Origin of the sequence: Aquabacter sp., assembly GCF_965279295.1 — a bacterium.
Taxonomy (GTDB): domain Bacteria; phylum Pseudomonadota; class Alphaproteobacteria; order Rhizobiales; family Xanthobacteraceae; genus Aquabacter.
Genome location: NZ_CBDIHQ010000003.1, coordinates 42,807 through 59,447 on the forward strand (window position 1 = coordinate 42,807; position 16,641 = coordinate 59,447).

Consider the following 16,641-nt stretch of genomic DNA (forward strand, 5'->3'; position numbering starts at 1 on the left):
GGCCCGGTGGCCGCGCCCGGCTTCGACGATGCGTTTCGCGCGCGCCTGCACGATCTGCTGGTGTGGCGGCGCGATGTGCGCCTGTTCAGGCGTGATGCCCTGCCGGAAGGCGCGCTGGAGCGCCTGATCGAGATCGCCAGCCTCGCGCCCTCGGTGGGCTTGAGCCAGCCCTGGCGGTTCGTGGTGGTGGAAGACCCCGCCCGGCGGTCTGCTGTGCGGGCCTGCTTCGAGGCGAGCAATGCCGAGGCGCTGGCGCGGCAGGCCCCGGAGCGGGCGGCGTCATACGCCCGGCTGAAACTGGCCGGCCTCGACGAGGCGCCCTGTCATCTCGCGGTGTTCGCCGATCGGGGCACCGCCCAGGGACACGGGCTTGGCCGGCTGACCATGCCGGAGACCATCGATTATTCCGCTGTGATGGCGGTTCATACCCTCTGGCTGGCGGCACGGGCGGAGGGCATAGGCCTTGGCTGGGTGTCGATCCTCGAGCCCAATGCGATCGCGCAGATTCTCGATGTGCCGGCGAGCTGGTCCTTCATCGGCTATTTCTGCATCGGTTTTCCGCAGGCAGAGGCAGATGCGCCGGCCCTCGAACACCTTGGCTGGGAGCGGCGCCGAGCGGCGGCTGCGACCATCGTGCGGCGGTAAGGATGCATCCGCCGTGCTCAAGGGCTCGCGTTTGCCGCTGTCGCCGTTATAGTGGCGGCAAATTCGCCGGGAATCCTCGCGCCGTGTCTTTTCGTCCCCTCCTCGTGTCGTGCGCGCTTGCCCTCGCTGTTGCGGGTTGCGGCGTGAAGGGCCCGCTTGAGCCGCCGCCCGGCGCGCAGACGACGCCGAAGTCGCAGTCGAGCACGTCCGCCACACCCGCCCCTGCTGCTGCAACAAGCACCACCTCTTCCGAGGCGCGTCAGGCGGGTGAGCAGGCATGGGGCGCCAATCCCGTAGGGACCGGGGGCCTCAATGCGCCCGACATGCCGGGAAATTCGGTGTCCCGCCCTGTTGCGCCGAACCCCGCGACGCACAAGCCCTTCTTCCTCGACTTCCTGCTCTGAGGGCAGGCATCCCCCATGCATCATTTTGCTCTAAATGACGGTCGGCTTCACGCCGAAGGCGTCGAACTGACCGCCCTCGCGGATCGCGTCGGGACGCCCTTCTATTGCTATTCGACCGCGACGCTGGAGCGTCACTATCAGGTCTTCACGCAGGCATTCGCCGGTCGTGACGTGACCTTGTGCTACGCGCTGAAGGCCAATTCCAACCAATCCGTGATCGCCACGCTCGCCCGTCTCGGGGCCGGTGCGGACATCGTTTCCGGCGGTGAATTGAAGCGAGCGCTGGCAGGCGGCGTTCCGCCCAAGCGCATCGTGTTCTCCGGCGTCGGCAAGACACGCGATGAGATGGCCGCTGGGCTGGCCGCCGGCATCCTGTGCTTCAATGTCGAGAGCGAGCCGGAGCTGACGGTGCTCTCCGAGGTGGCGACGAGCATGGGCCTCGACGCGCCGATCTCGGTGCGGGTCAACCCGGACGTGGACGCGAAGACCCACGCGAAGATTTCGACGGGAAAGTCGGAGACCAAGTTCGGCATTCCGATTTCCCGTGCCCGCGCCGTCTATGACCTGGCAGCGCGCCTGCCGGGCATCGCCATCACCGGCGTCGATATGCACATCGGCAGCCAGATCACCGACATGGCGCCGTTCGAGAATGCCACGCTGCTGCTCGCCGAACTGGCGCGCGACCTCCATGCGGCGGGGCATCGCCTGCACCATATCGATCTGGGCGGCGGCCTCGGTGTTCCCTATGCCGCTACTGATCCGGCGCCGCCGGAGCCGGCCGCCTATGCCGAAGTGGTCACGCGGGCGCTGGGCGACCTCAAGCTGCCGCTGATTTTCGAGATGGGACGGATGATCGTCGCCAATGCCGGCATTCTCGTTACGCGCGTCCTGTATGTGAAGCGCGGCGAGAACCGGACCTTCGTGATCGTCGACGCGGCCATGAACGATCTGATCCGCCCGACGCTGTATGAGGCGCATCACGACATTCTCCCCGTGGTTCCGGCGCCCGAAGGCACCGAGGTCGCCATCGTGGACGTCGTGGGGCCGGTCTGCGAGACCGGCGACTATCTCGCCCTCGGCCGGTCCATGGCGCTTCCCAAGCCCGGCGACCTGTTGGCGGTGATGACGGCGGGGGCCTATGGCGCGGTCCAGGCGGGCACCTACAACACCCGCGCTTTGGTGCCGGAGGTGCTGGTCAGCGGCCGGCAATGGGCGCTGGTTCGCCCGCGCGTATCGGCCGAGACCCTGATCGGCCTGGACACGCCGGCGCCCTGGCTGTCCAAAGGTTAGCTGAGCCGGGGGAACACTCCGGCAGTCAGTGGGTTAGTCTGAAAAGGAGCCCTCTGATGACCCGTCCCCCACAGGTGCCAAAGCACCATTTCCAACTCCGCCGGGATACGCCCGGCATGCCCGCCGACCCCGGCTATTCGCTGGAGATGGTTGAGGAAGAGGCACCCGCGTCCATAGGCGAGCAGCCAGGCTGGCACCTGTGGGGCATGATGGTGGGCTTCATGGCCGCCGGAGCGGCGATCCTGACGATATTGTCCCTTAATACCTGATGAGCTGACGTTGTTCGTCGCAAGCGGGTGTCCCATTGCGGGACGTCCAGTGGCCTGGAAAAGAACAGCCTTGGAACATCCCGTGTCCGAATCGCGGTCCGGCTGTCGGTGCCCTTTCGTTCTCACGAGGCGGCATGACGCGTTGATGGAGCCGTAACGGCGCCGCCCTTGCTCCGCCGCGTCGCCCATGCCCTTATCTTGGCGCCGGTTCCCATTCTGCCGGCGTGCCCGGAGGCGCCCCATGCCGGCGATCGGACCCAATCTTGTAGTGATCGTCCTGCTGGTGCTGGCGATCGCTGTGATCTTCGCGGGGGTGAAGACGGTCCCGCAGGGCTATGAGTTCACCGTCGAGCGGTTCCGCCGCTACACCAAGACCCTCACGCCGGGCCTCAATCTGATCCTCCCCTTCATCGACCGCATCGGCAATAAGGTGAACGTCATGGAGCAGGTCCATGACGTGCCGACCCAGGAAGTCATCACCAAGGACAATGCCACGGTCGCGGTGGATGGGGTGGTCTTCTACCAGGTGATCGACCCGGCGAAAGCGAGCTATGAGGTTTCCCGGCTCGACATTTCGATCCTGGCTCTGACCACCACCAATATCCGCACCGTCATGGGGTCCATGGACCTCGATCAGTTGCTCTCCCATCGCGATGAGATCAACGAGCGTCTGTTGCGGGTGGTGGACGCCGCGGTCTCGCCTTGGGGCGTGAAGATCAACCGCATCGAGATCAAGGACATCGTGCCGCCGGCCGACCTCGTCGCCGCCATGGGGCGCCAGATGAAGGCCGAGCGCGAGAAGCGCGCCGTGGTGCTGGAGGCCGAGGGCCTGCGCCAGGCACAGATCCTCAAATCCGAAGGCCAGAAGCAGGCGCAGATCCTGGAAGCGGAGGGCCGGCGCGAGGCCGCCTTCCGCGACGCGGAGGCGCGCGAGCGGCTGGGCGAAGCGGACGCCAAGGCCACCGCAATTCTCTCCACCGCCGTGGCCGGCGGCGACCCGGCGGCGCTGAATTATTATATCGCGGAGAAATACGTGAAGGCGTTCGAGCGCCTTGCCGCCTCGCCGAACCAGAAGGTGGTGCTGATACCCTACGAGGCGACGGCGCTGCTCTCCACCCTTGGCGGAATTGGTGAAATCGCCCGCGAAGCGTTCGGTGAAGGCGCGCGCACGCGCCGCGCGTCTGGGGCGACAGGCCCGGCCGGCGGCACCTTCTCCGGCAGGGCGACGCCTGAGGCATGACGCAGATGATGGATACGGTCCTCCAACTGGGGCCTTGGGGCTGGTTTGTGCTCGGCGGCATTCTGCTCGTGGCGGAAATCGTCACGCCGGGCGCGTCCCTGGTCTGGCTCGGCGTGGCGGCGTTCGTCACCGGCGGCCTCGGGCTTCTTGCGCCGTTCTCGTGGCAGACGCAGATCCTGGTCTTCGCCGCTTTGTCGCTGCTTGCGGTCCTGCTAGGGCGCTGGCTGGTGCGTGCCCCGGAAAAGGCCAGCGACCGGCCCTTTCTCAATCGCCGCGCCGACGCCATGGTGGGCCGCAGCTTTTTTCTGGAGACACCGATCCAGGAGGGCGCCGGGGCGGTGCGGGTGGATGATTCCCTGTGGCGGGTGGATGGGCCGGATTTGCCGGCGGGAGCCCAGGTCAAAGTGGTGCGGGTGGATGGGCCCACCCTTATCGTCGAACCGAACTGAAGCGGACGGAACACACGCATGTCCACGCCGGCCCCGGACCGCGAACAACCTGCCCGCCTTGACGCCTTCCCCCACCGCCTGACCATCACCACGCGCTGGGCGGACATGGACATCTACGGCCACGTCAACAATGTAGTGTTCTATTCCTTCTTCGACACCGCCGTGAATGAATACCTCATGGCTTGCGGCGTGCTCGACCCCAACAGCAGCCAAGTGATCGGACTGGTGGTGGAAACCCGCTGCGTCTATTTCCGCAGCGTCGTGGTGCCGGCTCCTGTGATCGCGGCGGTGCGGGTGGCGCGGCTGGGCGGCAGTTCGGTGCGATATGAGGTGGGTATCTTCCAGGGCGATGACCCCACCGCCTGCGCGCAGGGGCATTTTGTCCATGTCTATGTGGACCGCACCACCCGCCGCCCGGTGCCCCTGCCCCAGGACATGCGCGCCGCGCTCGCCCGGCTGGCCTGATGAGCTTCAGGGACCGAGCAGGTCGATCAGCGGCGGGATCAGCGGCTCGTCGGCCGGCGGCATGGCGAGTTCGCGCAGCTTTCCCGGGCGCACCCATTTCAGCGCGGTGTGCTCCAGGGCCTGGACGCGGCCGTCCCAGCGGCGGCAGATCCAGAGAGGCATCAGCAGGTGGAAACTCTCATAGGCATAGCTGGCGAAGGTGAGCGGGGCGAGGCAGGCTTCCTTCACCTCGATGCCCAATTCCTCGCGCAGCTCGCGGATGAGGGTTTCCTCCGGCCGCTCGCCCGGCTCCATCTTGCCGCCGGGAAACTCCCAGAGGCCGGCCAGCTGCTTGCCCTCGGGGCGCTGGGCCACCAGCACCCGACCGTCCGCATCCACCAGGGCGCAGGCGACGACGAGCGTGATCTTCATGACCGATAGTCGCCGTTGATGGCGACATATTCCTTCGTGAGATCGCAGGTGAGCACCCGGTCGGCGCCGTGGCCGAGGCCGATATCGACGGTGAGGTCGATGACGTCGTTCTTCATATATTGCGAAACCTGGGCTTCGTCATAGGTCGGATCGCGCATGCCCTCGGCGGCGACGCGGATGTCGCCGAAGGAGATGGTGAGGCGGTCGCGGTCGGCCGGTTCGCCGGCCTTGCCGACCGCCATGACCACGCGGCCCCAGTTCGCGTCCTCGCCGGCCACGGCGGTCTTCACCAGCGGCGAATTGGCGATCGACATGGCGATGCGCCGCGCCGACTTGCGCGAGACGGCGCCCGTCACATGAATGCGCACCAGCTTGCGGGCACCCTCCCCGTCCCGCGCCACCTGCTCGGCGAGATCGGCCAGCACGACGTGCAGTGCCTTGCGGAAGTCGCGCAGCCGCTTGTCGTCGTGGTGCTTGATGGACGCGACGCCGCGCGCCTTGGCGGCGCCGGTGGCGAACAGCAGCAGCGTGTCGGAGGTGGAGGTGTCGCCGTCGATGGTGACGGCATTGAAGGTGTCGCGCACGCCCTTGGACAGCAGCTTCTGCAGCACGTCGGCGGCGATCGGCGCGTCGGTGAAGACGAAGGAGAGCATGGTCGCCATGTCAGGCGCGATCATGCCGGCGCCCTTGGCCATGCCGGCGATGGTCACGTCCACGCCATCCAGCGACACCGTGGCGGTGGCGAGCTTGGGGAAGGTATCCGTGGTCATGATGGCGCGGGCGGCATCGATCCAGGGACCGGGTGCGAGGCGATTGGCGGTGTCCTGAAGCACGCCCTCGAACTTGGTGCCGTCCAGCGGCTCGCCGATCACCCCGGTGGAGGCGAGCAGGATCTCGGAGGTCTTGCAGGACAGCGCGCGGGCGGCGATCTCGGCGGTGAGTTCGGTCGCCTCGCGACCCTTCACGCCGGTGAAGGCATTGGCATTGCCTGAATTGACCACGAGGCCCCGCGCCGCGCCCTTCTTCAGAACCCACCGGCACCATTCGACCGGCGCGGACGGGCAGAGCGAGCGCGTCGTCACGCCGGCGACCGTGGTGCCTGGCGCGAAGGCGGCCAGCAGCACGTCGGTGCGGCCCTTGTAGCGAATGCCGGCGGCGGCGGTGGCGAAGGTCACGCCGGGAACCGGGGGGACCTGAACTTCGACCTTGGGGGCGAGGGGGGATATGGACGCGGACATGGACCCACCTTTACCGGCGCCGGGAAGTCGGCGCGATGGATGTGCCGCAGGTCGCGGCAAGAGGCAAGGGGCCGGCAATTTCCTGTGCCGGCAACAAAAAGGGCCGCCCGAAGGCGGCCCTTTGATCCCGGGCGCGGAGCATCTGTTTCCGCGGCTCAGTTCTGCTTGCGCAGCTCAGTTCTTGGGCGCGGGCGCGGTAGGTGCAGCCGGGGCGGCGGCGGGCGCCGCAGGGGCGGGAGCCGCTGCGGTCTTTTCCACCTTGGCGTCGGCGCGCAGCTTGGTCACGAGGTCGGTCTGCGATTTGCGCACCAGATACTGGTCGATCTGGTCGGAGACCTGGTCATAGGTCGGCACCGGCTTCTGGCGCTTGTCCTCGACCTTGATGACGTGCCAGCCGAACTGGCTCTTCACCGGGTCGGACACCTGGCCCTTTTCCAGCTTGAACGCCGCTTCGGCGAACTCGGGGACCATCTGGTCCTTGGTGAAATAGCCGAGGTCCCCGCCATCTTCGGCGGCGTCCTTGGAGTTTTCCTTCGCCAGCTTCGCGAAATCCGCGCCGGCCTTGGCCTTGGCGGCGATTTCCTTCGCCTTGGCTTCGTCGTCCACCAGGATATGGCGGGCGTGAACCTCGATCTCGGGCTTATTGGACGCGACGAATTCCTCGTAGGTCTTGCGCTTGGCGTCCTCGGTCACGGCCTTCTTGGCCTCGGTGGTCATCAAGGCTTCCATCAGCGCCTTGGTCCGCGCGTAGTTGATGCGCGCCACGAATTCGGGGCTCTGGTCGAGCTTCTGAGCCGCCGCTGCCTGGGACAGGAGCGTCATGTCGGTGAGGAAGGAGAGCACATAATCCTTGCGCTGATCCGGCGGCACCTGCTGAAGGCCGGGGCCGACATCTTCCTCGGCGATGGCGATTTCGCTGGCGCGGATCGGCGTGCCGTTGACGGTCGCGACCACCGGGTCGGCGTCGGCCTTGGGCGCGGGCGCCGCAGCCTGGGCGGGCGCGGCAGGCGTTGCAGCCGCAGGAGCGGGAGCTGCCGCCGGCGCGGCGGGCTTGGCGGGGGCGGGAGCCTGGGCCTGCGCCATGTTCAGGGCGAGAGCCGACAGAGCCGCCGCCAGCACGGCGGTTTGGGCAGTACGCGTCATGTGCGGTTGTCCTTCGTTATCCTTAGGGGCGCCCCCGCAGGGCCCTCCCGGCGGCGCGCACCCTCGCTCAGCTTCACGGGCCTTGCAAGGGGACCGAATGCGCTTCGCGCTTTACCCCATGCCTTTCCGGGGTGGCGCCGACGCGGCATGAAGGCGGCATTCCCATGGCGGCGGCGCTTTGTGCGAAAAACCTTAGTCGGAAAAAACCCACATGCGGCCTTCCGCTTTGGCCCGCGACGCTGTATAAGGCGCCCCTTCAATCAAGAAGATTGGGTTTCGCTGAGCCTGCGCGAACCGACGCTGCGGGCGGGGCTTGATACAACGTTTGCCGGAGTTTTGGACATGGCCGTCCCGAAGAGAAAAACCTCGCCGTCCCGTCGCGGCATGCGCCGTTCGGCGGACGCGCTGAAGCAGCCGACCTATGTCGAGGACAAGGATTCCGGCGAACTTCGCCGTCCCCACCACCTCGACCCGAAGACCGGCATGTATCGCGGCCGGCAGATCCTGAAGCCCCGGGCGGAAGCCTGAGCCTGGACAGCGACGCCCGCCAATGCGGGCGTCAGCGACGTTGCGGTGTGGCAATGCCCGCCGCAACCCTTTGATTGCGTTGCCGCCTCGGCATCATTGCGCATCAAGGCCGGTGACTTTTCAGTCGGGATATGCGACCCATCGGTGACACCCTCTGCCGGAAATGGCGGGGTCGCCGAGGAAGACGCATGCTCACGCCCATCCCGCTGCTGATCGTCCCGTTTGCCATTTACAATATCATCGTCTTCCTCACGCCCGGCGTCGAATGGGGCGCGGTCATCGCGTCCCTCACTATGATGTCCGGGGCCGTCTGGCACGTCACAGTGGGTGACGCATTCCTGGCTTTCTGCCTGTTCGTGCTGATGTTCGAGGTGCTGAAGGCAACGCGCATTTCCTCGCGTTCCATCGTCGATCACATCCTGTCGATTTTGGTGTTCGTCCTGGCCCTGGTTGAATTCCTCATGGTGCCCCAGGCCGGGACCTCGATATTTGCCTTGCTTGTCGGTATAATGTTACTCGATGTCATCACCGGGTTTTCGGTCTCGGTGCGCGTGGCGCAGCGCGACGTTGCGTTCACGCCTCCGGCGGCTTGATCCGGTGTCGATGCCAGAGGCGCGCTGATAATCTCGGCGCCTCCATTTCAAAGCTTCTCTTGATGTGAGCGTGACCAGCTTGGGACAAGACAGAGAGACCCGGCCGGCGGGAGGTTCCACATCCGCCGTGAGCGATTCCTCGTCCTTCGCGGGCCTATCCACACGCGCTGAACTGATGGATACGCTCGCCGGCCTGCTCAACGCAGGCGACGCCGGAAATTGGGGTCTCCTGCTTGTCGGCATCGACCATCTCGGCCGCATGAACGACACCTTCGGTTTCGGTGTGGCCGACCAGATTGTTTCGGAAATCGCGCAGCGGCTTCAAGTGTTTTCCGATTCGACCGACCTGATCGCCCGCTATTCCGGAAGCAAATTCGCCTTTTTGGCCTGCAGCCGAAATACACAGGCTGAATTAGAGGCGCTTGCCGCCGATATCTCGGACGCCATCTGGGAGCGCCCGATTCAGACCGAGGTCGGCCCGCTGCCGGTTTCCGTGACCCTGGGTGGTTTGTCGGGCGCCCCTGTCGGAACCACACCGGCGACGGTGATGACAAACGTGAAGGATGCGCACGACCTGGCGAAGCGCACGGCGCGCGGGTCGTTCCAGATGTATAAGCGCGATGTCGCGGCGGAGAAGCGGCAGCGGGCCAATCAAAAGATCGCCGGCAAGATCGTGAAGGCGATCTGGGATGGCCGAGTCTCCCTGGCGCTCCAGCCCGTGGTTCATATCCGCACCCGCGAACCGGTCTTCCACGAGGTGCTGGTGCGGATCTCTCCGGCCCCGGCCGAAGGCTTGCGGGATGCCACCCACATCATCTCGGCGGCCGAACGGCTTGGCCTGATGGGGTTGCTGGACCGGCATATTCTCGGCCTGGCGACGCAGGCGCTGCGGCGCCATCCCGAGCTTCACCTCTCGGTCAACGTGTCCCCGTCGTCCCTTGCGGATCGGGCGTGGCTGAAGTTATTTGCCAGCGAAGTATCACAGGACATCGGCCCTCGGCTGATCATGGAGCTGACGGAATCCGCCGTGGTTCACGACCTGGACGCGGTCGGTGCGTTCGTCGCTCAGGCGCACGCGTGCGGGGCGCGCGTCGCCATCGACGATTTCGGCGCCGGTTCGACATCGTTCCGCAATCTGCGGGCCTTGGGCGTGGACATTGTGAAGATCGACGGCAGCTTCGTCGTCAACATGCGCAAGTCGGCCGATGACCGGGCGTTTGTGTATGCCCTGATCCAGCTCGCGCGGCAGCTCAACATCCAGACCGTGGCTGAGTGGGTGCAGAATGAGCAGACCGCCGCCGCGCTTGCTGAGGTGGGCTGCGATTATATCCAGGGCGCGCTCACCGGCATGGCCGTGCCGTATGAGGCGCCACTGCCGCAATAGAGCGCTGCCGCAGACCGCATGAGCCAAATGACGCAATAAAACGGGCGCCCGACCTTGGCTGGGCGCCCGCTTGGCAGAGTGGCTGCTTACTCCGAGCCTTCGGGCTTGGAGGCCAGCCTTTCCAGCTTCTGCTGCATATCAATCATCTGGCGCTTCAGCAGGTCCAGTTCGTCGACCGGCCGCTCGGGGGTGGTCGTCGCCGGAGTGGCTGCGGTTTCATCCTTGTTGAAAGGCATGAAAATATTGAAGGCCCGCTCGAACATTTCCATGTTGCGACGCACATGCTCGTCGAAGCCACCGAACGGGGTGCCCGTCAGCGTCTTCGCCACATGATCGCGCATCTTCTCCTGCTCCTTGGTGAAGCTGTCGATGGAGAGTTCGAGATATCGCGGCACCATCATCTGCATGCTGTCGCCGTAGAAGCGGATGATCTGGCGCAGGAACGCGATGGGCAGCAAATTCTGCCCCTTGTTCTCTTGCTCGAAGATGATCTGCGTCAGCACCGAGTGGGTGATGTCGTCCCCGGTCTTGGCGTCATAGACGACGAAGTCCTCGCCTTCCTTGACCATGGTGGCAAGATCTTCGAGGGTCACATAGGTGCTGGTGCCGGTGTTGTAGAGCCGACGATTGGCGTACTTCTTGATGGTGACGGGCTCTTGGTTCTTGGCCGCTTTGCTCATTCCGTTTCCTCTCTCTCCCCCAGAAGGTACGGCGTTTTTCGCGACGCGGCCAGATTTTTGTGCGCAGCATGGGGAACTATTGTGCGCAGCATAAACACTGCGCAGATTGAGTTTCGCGGCGTCCCGCATTGACATTCGCCGCCATTGACACGACATCGCACGGCAACGGACGATGTACCGCTCGGGGCGCGGCATGTTGGACGCTCTCGCCGCAAAGGCCTCGCCTGCAGGAGATCACCATGAGTGACGACGTCGTCATCGTCGGGGCCGCGCGCACCCCGGTGGGTTCATTCAACGGAGCCCTCGGCTCCCTTGCCGCGCATCAGCTCGGCGCCATTGCCATCAAAGCCGCGCTTGAGCGCGCCGGCGTTGCCTCGGATCAGGTGAGCGAGGTCATTCTCGGCCAGGTTCTCACCGCCGCCCAAGGCCAGAACCCGGCCCGGCAGGCGTCGATCGCCGCCGGCGTGCCGATCGAAAGCCCCGCCTGGGAAGTGAACATGGTCTGCGGCTCGGGCCTGCGCTCGGTGGCGCTGGGCGCCCAGGCGATCCTGACCGGCGACAGCGAAGTGGTCGTGGCCGGCGGCCAGGAATCCATGAGCATGTCCACCCACGCCGCGCATCTGCGCAACGGCACCCGCATGGGCTCGCTCGACCTGACCGACACCATGATCAAGGATGGTCTGTGGGACGCCTTCAACGGCTATCACATGGGCAACACGGCCGAGAACGTGGCGACCAAATACCAGATCACCCGCGCCGACCAGGACATCTTCGCGGTGGCGTCGCAGAACAAGGCGGAAGCCGCCCAGAAGGCCGGCAAGTTCAAGGATGAGATCGTCGCCGTCACCATTTCGTCCCGTAAGGGCGACGTGGTGGTCGACACCGACGAATATCCCCGCCACGGCGCGACCGTGGAAGCCATGGCGAAGCTGAAGCCGGCGTTCGTCAAGGACGGCACCGTCACCGCGGCGAATGCCTCCGGCATCAATGACGGCGCCGCCGCCGTGGTGTTGATGAGCGCGAGCCGTGCCGCCGCCGAAGGCAAGAAGCCGCTGGGGCGGATTGTCTCTTGGGCGCAGGCCGGCGTCGATCCCTCCATCATGGGCACCGGGCCGATCCCCGCCTCCAAGGCGGCGCTCGCAAAGGCCGGCTGGACCGTAGACGACCTCGACCTGATCGAGGCCAACGAGGCCTTCGCCGCACAGGCCATCGCGGTGAACAAGGAACTCGGCTGGGACACCTCGAAGGTGAACGTGAACGGCGGCGCCATCGCCATCGGCCACCCCATCGGCGCGTCCGGCACCCGCATCCTGGTGACGCTGCTCCATGAGATGGAGAAGCGCGACGCCAAGAAGGGCCTCGCCACGCTTTGCATCGGCGGCGGCATGGGCATCGCCATGTGCATCGCCCGCGACTGACGAAGCGTACAGTCTGCAATGAAGGCCGGCTCCTCGCCCCTCCAGATCACATCTGTGGTCTAAGACGGGCGAAGGGTCGGCCTTTCGTGTTTCATACGTTTGTTTAGCGACAGCAAGACGCGGAAAAATCTGTCGAACGCAGGCGAGACGTTGCGTAGAAGCAAGCCGTCGGTGCAGGCTTCGAAATAACCAAGCAAAACGAAGAGGGGAGAGAAACATGGCGCGCACTGCACTTGTCACAGGCGGCACCCGAGGGATCGGCGAGGCCATCTCCATCGCGCTGAAAGGCGCCGGCTACAATGTCGCCGCCAGCTACGCCGGAAACGCCGCCGCCGCCGAGGCATTCAAGGAAAAGACCGGCATTCCCGTGTTCAAGTGGGACGTGTCCGATTTCGAGGCCTGCAAGGCCGGCGTCGCCAAGGTCGAGGCCGAACTGGGGCCGGTGGAAATCCTGGTCAACAATGCCGGCATCACCCGCGACGCCACCCTGCACCGCATGACGCTGGAGCAGTGGAACGCGGTGATCAGCACCAACCTGACCAGCTCCTTCAACATGTGCCGCCAGGTGATCGAGGGCATGCGCGCCCGCAAGTTCGGGCGCATCGTCTGCATCTCCTCCATCAACGGCCAGAAGGGCCAGTTCGGGCAGACCAATTATTCCGCCGCCAAAGCCGGAGAGATCGGTTTCGTGAAGGCGCTTGCCCAGGAGAGCGCGGCGCTCGGCATCACCGTGAACGCCATTGCGCCCGGCTATGTCGCCACCGAAATGGTGCGCGCGGTGCCGGAAGAGACGCTGAAGAAGATCATCGCCACCATCCCGGTGGGCCGCCTCGGCGAGCCCGAGGATATCGCACGCTGCGTGCGGTTCCTGGTGGGTGACGATGCCGGCTTCATCACCGGCTCGACGCTGACCGCCAACGGCGCGCAATACATCACCTGAGACTTACAGGTCGTTGCCCCGGGCGCTCTGCCCGGGGCGCTTCTCCAGCTTCATGTGTGCCGCGATGGCGTGGGTCAATTCTGTCGCGGCGACGCGGATCGGCCTTGTCGCCATCGCGTTGTGGTCGACCCTGGCGCTCGCCACGGCGGCGACCGGCGCGGTCCCCCCGTTCCAGCTCACGGCGCTGACCTTCGCCATCGGCGGATTGGTTGGGCTGGTGGCCGCGCTGCGCGGTCCCGGCCTCAGCGTCCTGCGGCAGCGGCCCCTGGCCTGGGCCCACGGCATCGGCGGGCTGTTCGGCTATCATTTCCTGTATTTCACCGCCTTCAAGCTCGCCCCGCCGGCCGAGGCCGGGCTGATCAATTATCTTTGGCCGCTTCTGATCGTGATGCTGTCGGCGCTGCTGCCCGGCGGGCGGCTGAGGCCGGCCCATGTCATCGGCGCGCTGCTCGGCCTGTTGGGCGTCGCGGTTCTGCTGGCGGGGCGGGGGCTGACCGGCTTCAGCGCCGCCTATCTCCCCGGCTACCTCGCGGCCTTCGCGGCGGCGTTCGTCTGGGCCGGCTATTCCGTGCTCTCCCGCCGCTTCGCTGATGTGCCGACGGAAGCCGTCGCCGGCTTCTGCCTTGGCACGGCGCTGCTGGCGCTGCTCTGCCATCTGGCATGGGAAACCACCGTGTGGCCGGCAAACATCATCGAATGGACGGCGGTGGCGGCGCTCGGCGTCGGTCCGGTCGGAGCGGCATTCTATGCCTGGGATATCGGCATGAAGCGGGGGGACGTGCGGTTTCTCGGCGTCGCGTCTTATGCCGCGCCGGTGCTCTCCACCGTGCTTCTGGTGCTTGCCGGCTATGCGCAGATGGGCTGGCCCCTTGCCCTGTCTTGCGTGCTGATTGTCGGGGGCGCTGCGCTCGCGGCGCGGGCGCGGACCTGACGGCGTCTGGTTGCAGGCGCTGAATGCCATGGCGGCCGTGCTTGTCAGAGCCCGGTTGAAGCTTTAGCACTCCGCCCCAATCACGATGCGCCCTCCAAGGCCCGCTGACACAGGAACAGTCCAATGGCGACCCACAAGCTCCTTCTCCTTCCCGGCGATGGCATCGGCCCCGAGGTCGTGGCGCAGGTAAAGAACGTCATCGCCTGGCTCGACAAGGAGGGTCTCGCCTCGTTCGCCGTGGAAGAGGATCTGGTGGGCGGTAGCGCCTACGACGCGCACGGCGTCGCCATCTCCGAGGGCGCGATGGCGAAGGCCAAGGCCGCCGACGCCATCCTGCTGGGCGCGGTGGGCGGACCGAAATGGGCCAATGTGCCTTACGAGGCGCGCCCCGAGGCGGGCCTGCTGCGCCTGCGCAAGGATCTCGTCCTGTTCGCGAACCTGCGCCCGGCCCTGTGCTATCCCGCGCTCGCGGACGCGTCCTCCCTGAAGCGCGAAATCGTCGAGGGCCTCGACATCCTGATCGTGCGCGAGTTGACCGGCGGCGTGTATTTCGGCGAGCCCAAGACCATCACCGATCTCGGCAACGGCCAGAAGCGCGCCATCGATACCCAGGTCTACGACACCTATGAGATCGACCGCATCGCCCGCGTCGCCTTCGAGCTGGCCCGCACCCGCCGCAACAAGGTGACGTCGTCCGAGAAGAACAACGTGATGCGCTCGGGCGTCCTCTGGAAGGAGGTCGTCACCGCCCTTCATGCCAAGGAATACAAGGATGTGGAGCTGGAGCACCAGCTTGCGGATTCGCTCGCCATGCAGCTCGTGCGCTGGCCCAAGCAGTTCGACGTGATCGTCACCGATAATCTGTTCGGCGATATCCTCTCCGACATCGCCGCCATGCTCACCGGCTCCCTCGGCATGCTGCCGTCCGCCTCGCTCGGCGCGGTGGATGAGACGACCGGCCGCCGCGCGGCGCTGTATGAGCCGGTGCACGGCTCGGCCCCGGATATCGCCGGACGTGGCATTGCCAACCCCATCGCCATGATCGGCTCGCTCGCCATGGCGCTGCGCTATTCGTTCGGCCTCGGGCCGGTGGCGGATCGCATCGAGGCCGCCATCGCCGCCGTGCTCGCCGCCGGCAAGCGCACCAGCGACATCCGCACCGCCGGATCCAATGTGATCGGGACGGAAGAGATGGGCGCGGCGATCATCGCCGAACTCGCGGCCGCCAAGGCCTGAAAAGGTGGAGGCAGGGGACCGTTGAACCAACCTCCCGCTTCCCAGCCTCTCGCCCCCGATGGGATCGCGACCCGCGCCGATGTGGAGCGGGTCCTGAAAGATGCGCCGGCATTCGTGCGTTTCACCGGCTGGAACATCACCGACGCCGATCTCACCGGCCTCGATCTGGAGGGGTGCGCGTTCGCAAACTGCCGTGGCGCGCGCGCCGACTTCGCCGCGTGCAATCTCACCGATGCGCGTTTCAGCGCGTGCGACTTCAACAATTCAAACTGGCATCGCGCGCGCCTCTCCGCGGCCGCGTTCGAGGATTGCAAGCTCACCGGCGCGCGGATTTCCGACACCCAGCCCTTGGGCCTGACGTTCGAGCGGTGCCTGCTGGTCAGCGCCCAGCTTGCGAAATTCTCCTTCCACCGCGCGGTTCTGAACCAGGTGGATTTTCAGGATGCTGATCTGCGGGACGCGGACTTTCGCGAAGCCGTGCTGGTTGGATGCAGCCTGCGCGACGCCAATCTCGTGGGTGCGCGGTTTCAGGGCGCGGACCTGCGCGGGGCGGACCTTGGTGCGCTCAAGCTGATGGATGCCTCCAAGTTCAAGGGGGCGGTCATTTCCAAGCAGCAGGCCGGCATGCTGCTCGCCAGCCTCGGGTTGAAGGTCGTCTGACGCAAAAAGGGCCGCCTTGCGGGCGGCCCTTTCTTGACGTGGGTGGGTCCGGCGGGGCTCAGCGCGCGCCGAACACCTGGTCGAGGATCGCGCCCGACGCGAACTGGTCGGCGTTCACCTTGGTCCAGCCGCCGAAGACGTCTTCCACGGTGACGAGGCGCACTTCGGGGAACTGGCCCGGAAACTGGTCCATCACCTGCTTGTTCGTCACCCGGTGGAACGCCTTCACGGCGACCGTCTGTCCGGCGGGGGTGTAGAGGAAGTCGAGGTAGGCGGTGGCGAGCGGGCGCGAGCCGCGCTTGTCCACGACCTTGTCCACCACCGCCACCGGAATTCCGCGAGCAGGCTCACGGAGGGGATGACGGTCTTCAGGTTCTTGTCCTTGTAGAGCAGCTCGATATTGCGGGTCTCGGCCTCGAAGGAGACCAGCACGTCGCCGGTTTCGCGCTCCACGAAGGTGGTGGTGGCGGCGCGGCCGCCGGTGTCGAACACCGGCACGTTGGCCAGCAGCTTCTTCACGAAGGCATTGGCTTTGCCCGCGTCGCCCTTGAACTGCTCCAGCGCATAGGCATAGGCCGCGAGATAGGTGTAGCGCGCATTTCCCGAGGTCTTGGGGTTCGGGAAGATCACCTTCACGTCGTCGCGGATCAGATCGTTCCAATCCTTGATGTTCTTGGGATTGCCGGCGCGCACCAGGAAGGCCGGGAAGGAATAATA

Annotated in this window: 19 protein-coding genes and 1 pseudogene; 15 read left to right on the plus strand and 5 right to left on the minus strand. The window is 65.9% G+C overall.

The features are described from left to right. Positions 1-6 precede the first annotated feature (6 nt). From bluB to ADADO0_RS00615, 7 genes are all read left to right on the plus strand, one after another. Positions 7-645, plus strand: coding sequence for a 5,6-dimethylbenzimidazole synthase (gene bluB, locus ADADO0_RS00585; RefSeq protein ID WP_511303129.1), 639 nt, complete (start codon positions 7-9; stop codon positions 643-645). An 83-nt stretch (positions 646-728) separates the two neighbouring features. Beyond that, positions 729-1,049 (plus strand): LPS translocon maturation chaperone LptM, encoded by a 321-nt coding sequence (gene lptM, locus ADADO0_RS00590; RefSeq protein ID WP_511303131.1) that lies wholly within the window; start codon positions 729-731, stop codon positions 1,047-1,049. 15 nt (positions 1,050-1,064) lie between these two features. Continuing rightward, positions 1,065-2,339: a diaminopimelate decarboxylase gene (gene lysA / locus ADADO0_RS00595; protein WP_511303132.1), complete on the plus strand. Its 1,275-nt coding sequence runs from the start codon at positions 1,065-1,067 to the stop codon at positions 2,337-2,339. A 56-nt stretch (positions 2,340-2,395) separates the two neighbouring features. Next, positions 2,396-2,608 carry a hypothetical protein gene (locus ADADO0_RS00600; RefSeq protein WP_511303133.1) on the plus strand — a complete coding sequence of 71 codons (213 nt, stop codon included), beginning with the start codon at positions 2,396-2,398 and terminating at the stop codon, positions 2,606-2,608. 241 nt (positions 2,609-2,849) lie between these two features. Beyond that, a complete protein-coding gene (locus tag ADADO0_RS00605) occupies positions 2,850-3,848 on the plus strand; it encodes an SPFH domain-containing protein (RefSeq protein WP_511303134.1) in 999 nt (332 codons plus the stop codon). Next, the gene (locus ADADO0_RS00610) at positions 3,845-4,297 is read left to right on the plus strand and encodes an NfeD family protein (protein WP_511303135.1); all 453 of its coding nucleotides are present in this window, start codon (positions 3,845-3,847) and stop codon (positions 4,295-4,297) included. The genes ADADO0_RS00605 and ADADO0_RS00610 overlap by 4 nt, the downstream gene beginning before the upstream one ends. 18 nt (positions 4,298-4,315) lie before the next feature. After that, a complete protein-coding gene (locus tag ADADO0_RS00615; protein ID WP_511303137.1) occupies positions 4,316-4,762 on the plus strand; it encodes an acyl-CoA thioesterase in 447 nt (148 codons plus the stop codon). 6 nt (positions 4,763-4,768) lie between these two features. On the opposite strand, the gene ADADO0_RS00620 is transcribed toward ADADO0_RS00615, so the two are convergent. The 3 genes from ADADO0_RS00620 to ADADO0_RS00630 form a co-directional block, all read right to left on the minus strand. Continuing rightward, the gene (locus ADADO0_RS00620; RefSeq protein WP_511303138.1) at positions 4,769-5,173 is read right to left on the minus strand and encodes a (deoxy)nucleoside triphosphate pyrophosphohydrolase; all 405 of its coding nucleotides are present in this window, start codon (positions 5,171-5,173) and stop codon (positions 4,769-4,771) included. Then, positions 5,170-6,411 carry a bifunctional glutamate N-acetyltransferase/amino-acid acetyltransferase ArgJ gene (gene argJ / locus ADADO0_RS00625; protein WP_511303139.1) on the minus strand — a complete coding sequence of 414 codons (1,242 nt, stop codon included), beginning with the start codon at positions 6,409-6,411 and terminating at the stop codon, positions 5,170-5,172. The genes ADADO0_RS00620 and argJ overlap by 4 nt, the downstream gene beginning before the upstream one ends. 174 nt (positions 6,412-6,585) lie before the next feature. Next, positions 6,586-7,554: a peptidylprolyl isomerase gene (locus ADADO0_RS00630; protein WP_511303140.1), complete on the minus strand. Its 969-nt coding sequence runs from the start codon at positions 7,552-7,554 to the stop codon at positions 6,586-6,588. A 342-nt stretch (positions 7,555-7,896) separates the two neighbouring features. Between ADADO0_RS00630 and rpmF the strand changes: the two genes are divergently transcribed. The 3 genes from rpmF to ADADO0_RS00645 all read left to right on the plus strand — a co-directional run bounded on the left by rpmF (position 7,897) and on the right by ADADO0_RS00645 (position 10,059). Beyond that, positions 7,897-8,082, plus strand: coding sequence for a 50S ribosomal protein L32 (rpmF, locus tag ADADO0_RS00635; protein ID WP_511303141.1), 186 nt, complete (start codon positions 7,897-7,899; stop codon positions 8,080-8,082). Between the two features lie 188 nt (positions 8,083-8,270). Then, positions 8,271-8,675, plus strand: coding sequence for a hypothetical protein (locus ADADO0_RS00640; RefSeq protein WP_511303142.1), 405 nt, complete (start codon positions 8,271-8,273; stop codon positions 8,673-8,675). Between the two features lie 127 nt (positions 8,676-8,802). After that, positions 8,803-10,059: an EAL domain-containing protein gene (locus tag ADADO0_RS00645; protein ID WP_511303143.1), complete on the plus strand. Its 1,257-nt coding sequence runs from the start codon at positions 8,803-8,805 to the stop codon at positions 10,057-10,059. 86 nt (positions 10,060-10,145) lie between these two features. On the opposite strand, the gene phaR is transcribed toward ADADO0_RS00645, so the two are convergent. After that, the gene (gene phaR, locus ADADO0_RS00650; protein ID WP_511303144.1) at positions 10,146-10,739 is read right to left on the minus strand and encodes a polyhydroxyalkanoate synthesis repressor PhaR; all 594 of its coding nucleotides are present in this window, start codon (positions 10,737-10,739) and stop codon (positions 10,146-10,148) included. Between the two features lie 239 nt (positions 10,740-10,978). On the opposite strand from phaR, the gene ADADO0_RS00655 reads away from it, so the two are divergent. The 5 genes from ADADO0_RS00655 (at position 10,979) to ADADO0_RS00675 (ending at position 15,924) form a co-directional block, all read left to right on the plus strand. Beyond that, positions 10,979-12,157 (plus strand): acetyl-CoA C-acetyltransferase, encoded by a 1,179-nt coding sequence (locus ADADO0_RS00655; protein WP_511303145.1) that lies wholly within the window; start codon positions 10,979-10,981, stop codon positions 12,155-12,157. Positions 12,158-12,374: 217 nt separating this feature from the next. Beyond that, the gene (phbB, locus tag ADADO0_RS00660; protein WP_511303147.1) at positions 12,375-13,097 is read left to right on the plus strand and encodes an acetoacetyl-CoA reductase; all 723 of its coding nucleotides are present in this window, start codon (positions 12,375-12,377) and stop codon (positions 13,095-13,097) included. A gap of 64 nt (positions 13,098-13,161) precedes the next feature. Further along, the gene (yddG, locus tag ADADO0_RS00665; protein ID WP_511303149.1) at positions 13,162-14,028 is read left to right on the plus strand and encodes an aromatic amino acid exporter YddG; all 867 of its coding nucleotides are present in this window, start codon (positions 13,162-13,164) and stop codon (positions 14,026-14,028) included. 123 nt (positions 14,029-14,151) lie between these two features. Beyond that, entirely contained in the window at positions 14,152-15,264 is a 1,113-nt protein-coding gene (leuB, locus tag ADADO0_RS00670; RefSeq protein WP_511303150.1) for a 3-isopropylmalate dehydrogenase, read from the plus strand. Between the two features lie 21 nt (positions 15,265-15,285). Next, positions 15,286-15,924: a pentapeptide repeat-containing protein gene (locus ADADO0_RS00675; protein WP_511303152.1), complete on the plus strand. Its 639-nt coding sequence runs from the start codon at positions 15,286-15,288 to the stop codon at positions 15,922-15,924. 58 nt (positions 15,925-15,982) lie between these two features. On the opposite strand, the pseudogene ADADO0_RS00680 reads toward ADADO0_RS00675, so the two are convergent. After that, positions 15,983-16,641, minus strand: a pseudogene (locus ADADO0_RS00680) (sulfate ABC transporter substrate-binding protein); the annotation flags it as partial.

What these genes read in the sequence shown, in the direction of transcription:
- lysA (WP_511303132.1), top strand. Translation starts at nt 1,065, where the DNA reads ATGCATCATTTTGCTCTAAATGACGGTCGGCTTCACGCCGAAGGCGTC.
- ADADO0_RS00600 (WP_511303133.1), top strand. Translation starts at nt 2,396, where the DNA reads ATGACCCGTCCCCCACAGGTGCCAAAGCACCATTTCCAACTCCGCCGG.
- ADADO0_RS00605 (WP_511303134.1), top strand. Translation starts at nt 2,850, where the DNA reads ATGCCGGCGATCGGACCCAATCTTGTAGTGATCGTCCTGCTGGTGCTG.
- ADADO0_RS00610 (WP_511303135.1), top strand. Translation starts at nt 3,845, where the DNA reads ATGACGCAGATGATGGATACGGTCCTCCAACTGGGGCCTTGGGGCTGG.
- ADADO0_RS00615 (WP_511303137.1), top strand. Translation starts at nt 4,316, where the DNA reads ATGTCCACGCCGGCCCCGGACCGCGAACAACCTGCCCGCCTTGACGCC.
- ADADO0_RS00620 (WP_511303138.1), bottom strand. Translation starts at nt 5,173, where the DNA reads ATGAAGATCACGCTCGTCGTCGCCTGCGCCCTGGTGGATGCGGACGGT.
- argJ (WP_511303139.1), bottom strand. Translation starts at nt 6,411, where the DNA reads ATGTCCGCGTCCATATCCCCCCTCGCCCCCAAGGTCGAAGTTCAGGTC.
- ADADO0_RS00630 (WP_511303140.1), bottom strand. Translation starts at nt 7,554, where the DNA reads ATGACGCGTACTGCCCAAACCGCCGTGCTGGCGGCGGCTCTGTCGGCT.
- rpmF (WP_511303141.1), top strand. Translation starts at nt 7,897, where the DNA reads ATGGCCGTCCCGAAGAGAAAAACCTCGCCGTCCCGTCGCGGCATGCGC.
- ADADO0_RS00640 (WP_511303142.1), top strand. Translation starts at nt 8,271, where the DNA reads ATGCTCACGCCCATCCCGCTGCTGATCGTCCCGTTTGCCATTTACAAT.
- phaR (WP_511303144.1), bottom strand. Translation starts at nt 10,739, where the DNA reads ATGAGCAAAGCGGCCAAGAACCAAGAGCCCGTCACCATCAAGAAGTAC.
- ADADO0_RS00655 (WP_511303145.1), top strand. Translation starts at nt 10,979, where the DNA reads ATGAGTGACGACGTCGTCATCGTCGGGGCCGCGCGCACCCCGGTGGGT.
- phbB (WP_511303147.1), top strand. Translation starts at nt 12,375, where the DNA reads ATGGCGCGCACTGCACTTGTCACAGGCGGCACCCGAGGGATCGGCGAG.
- yddG (WP_511303149.1), top strand. Translation starts at nt 13,162, where the DNA reads ATGGCGTGGGTCAATTCTGTCGCGGCGACGCGGATCGGCCTTGTCGCC.
- leuB (WP_511303150.1), top strand. Translation starts at nt 14,152, where the DNA reads ATGGCGACCCACAAGCTCCTTCTCCTTCCCGGCGATGGCATCGGCCCC.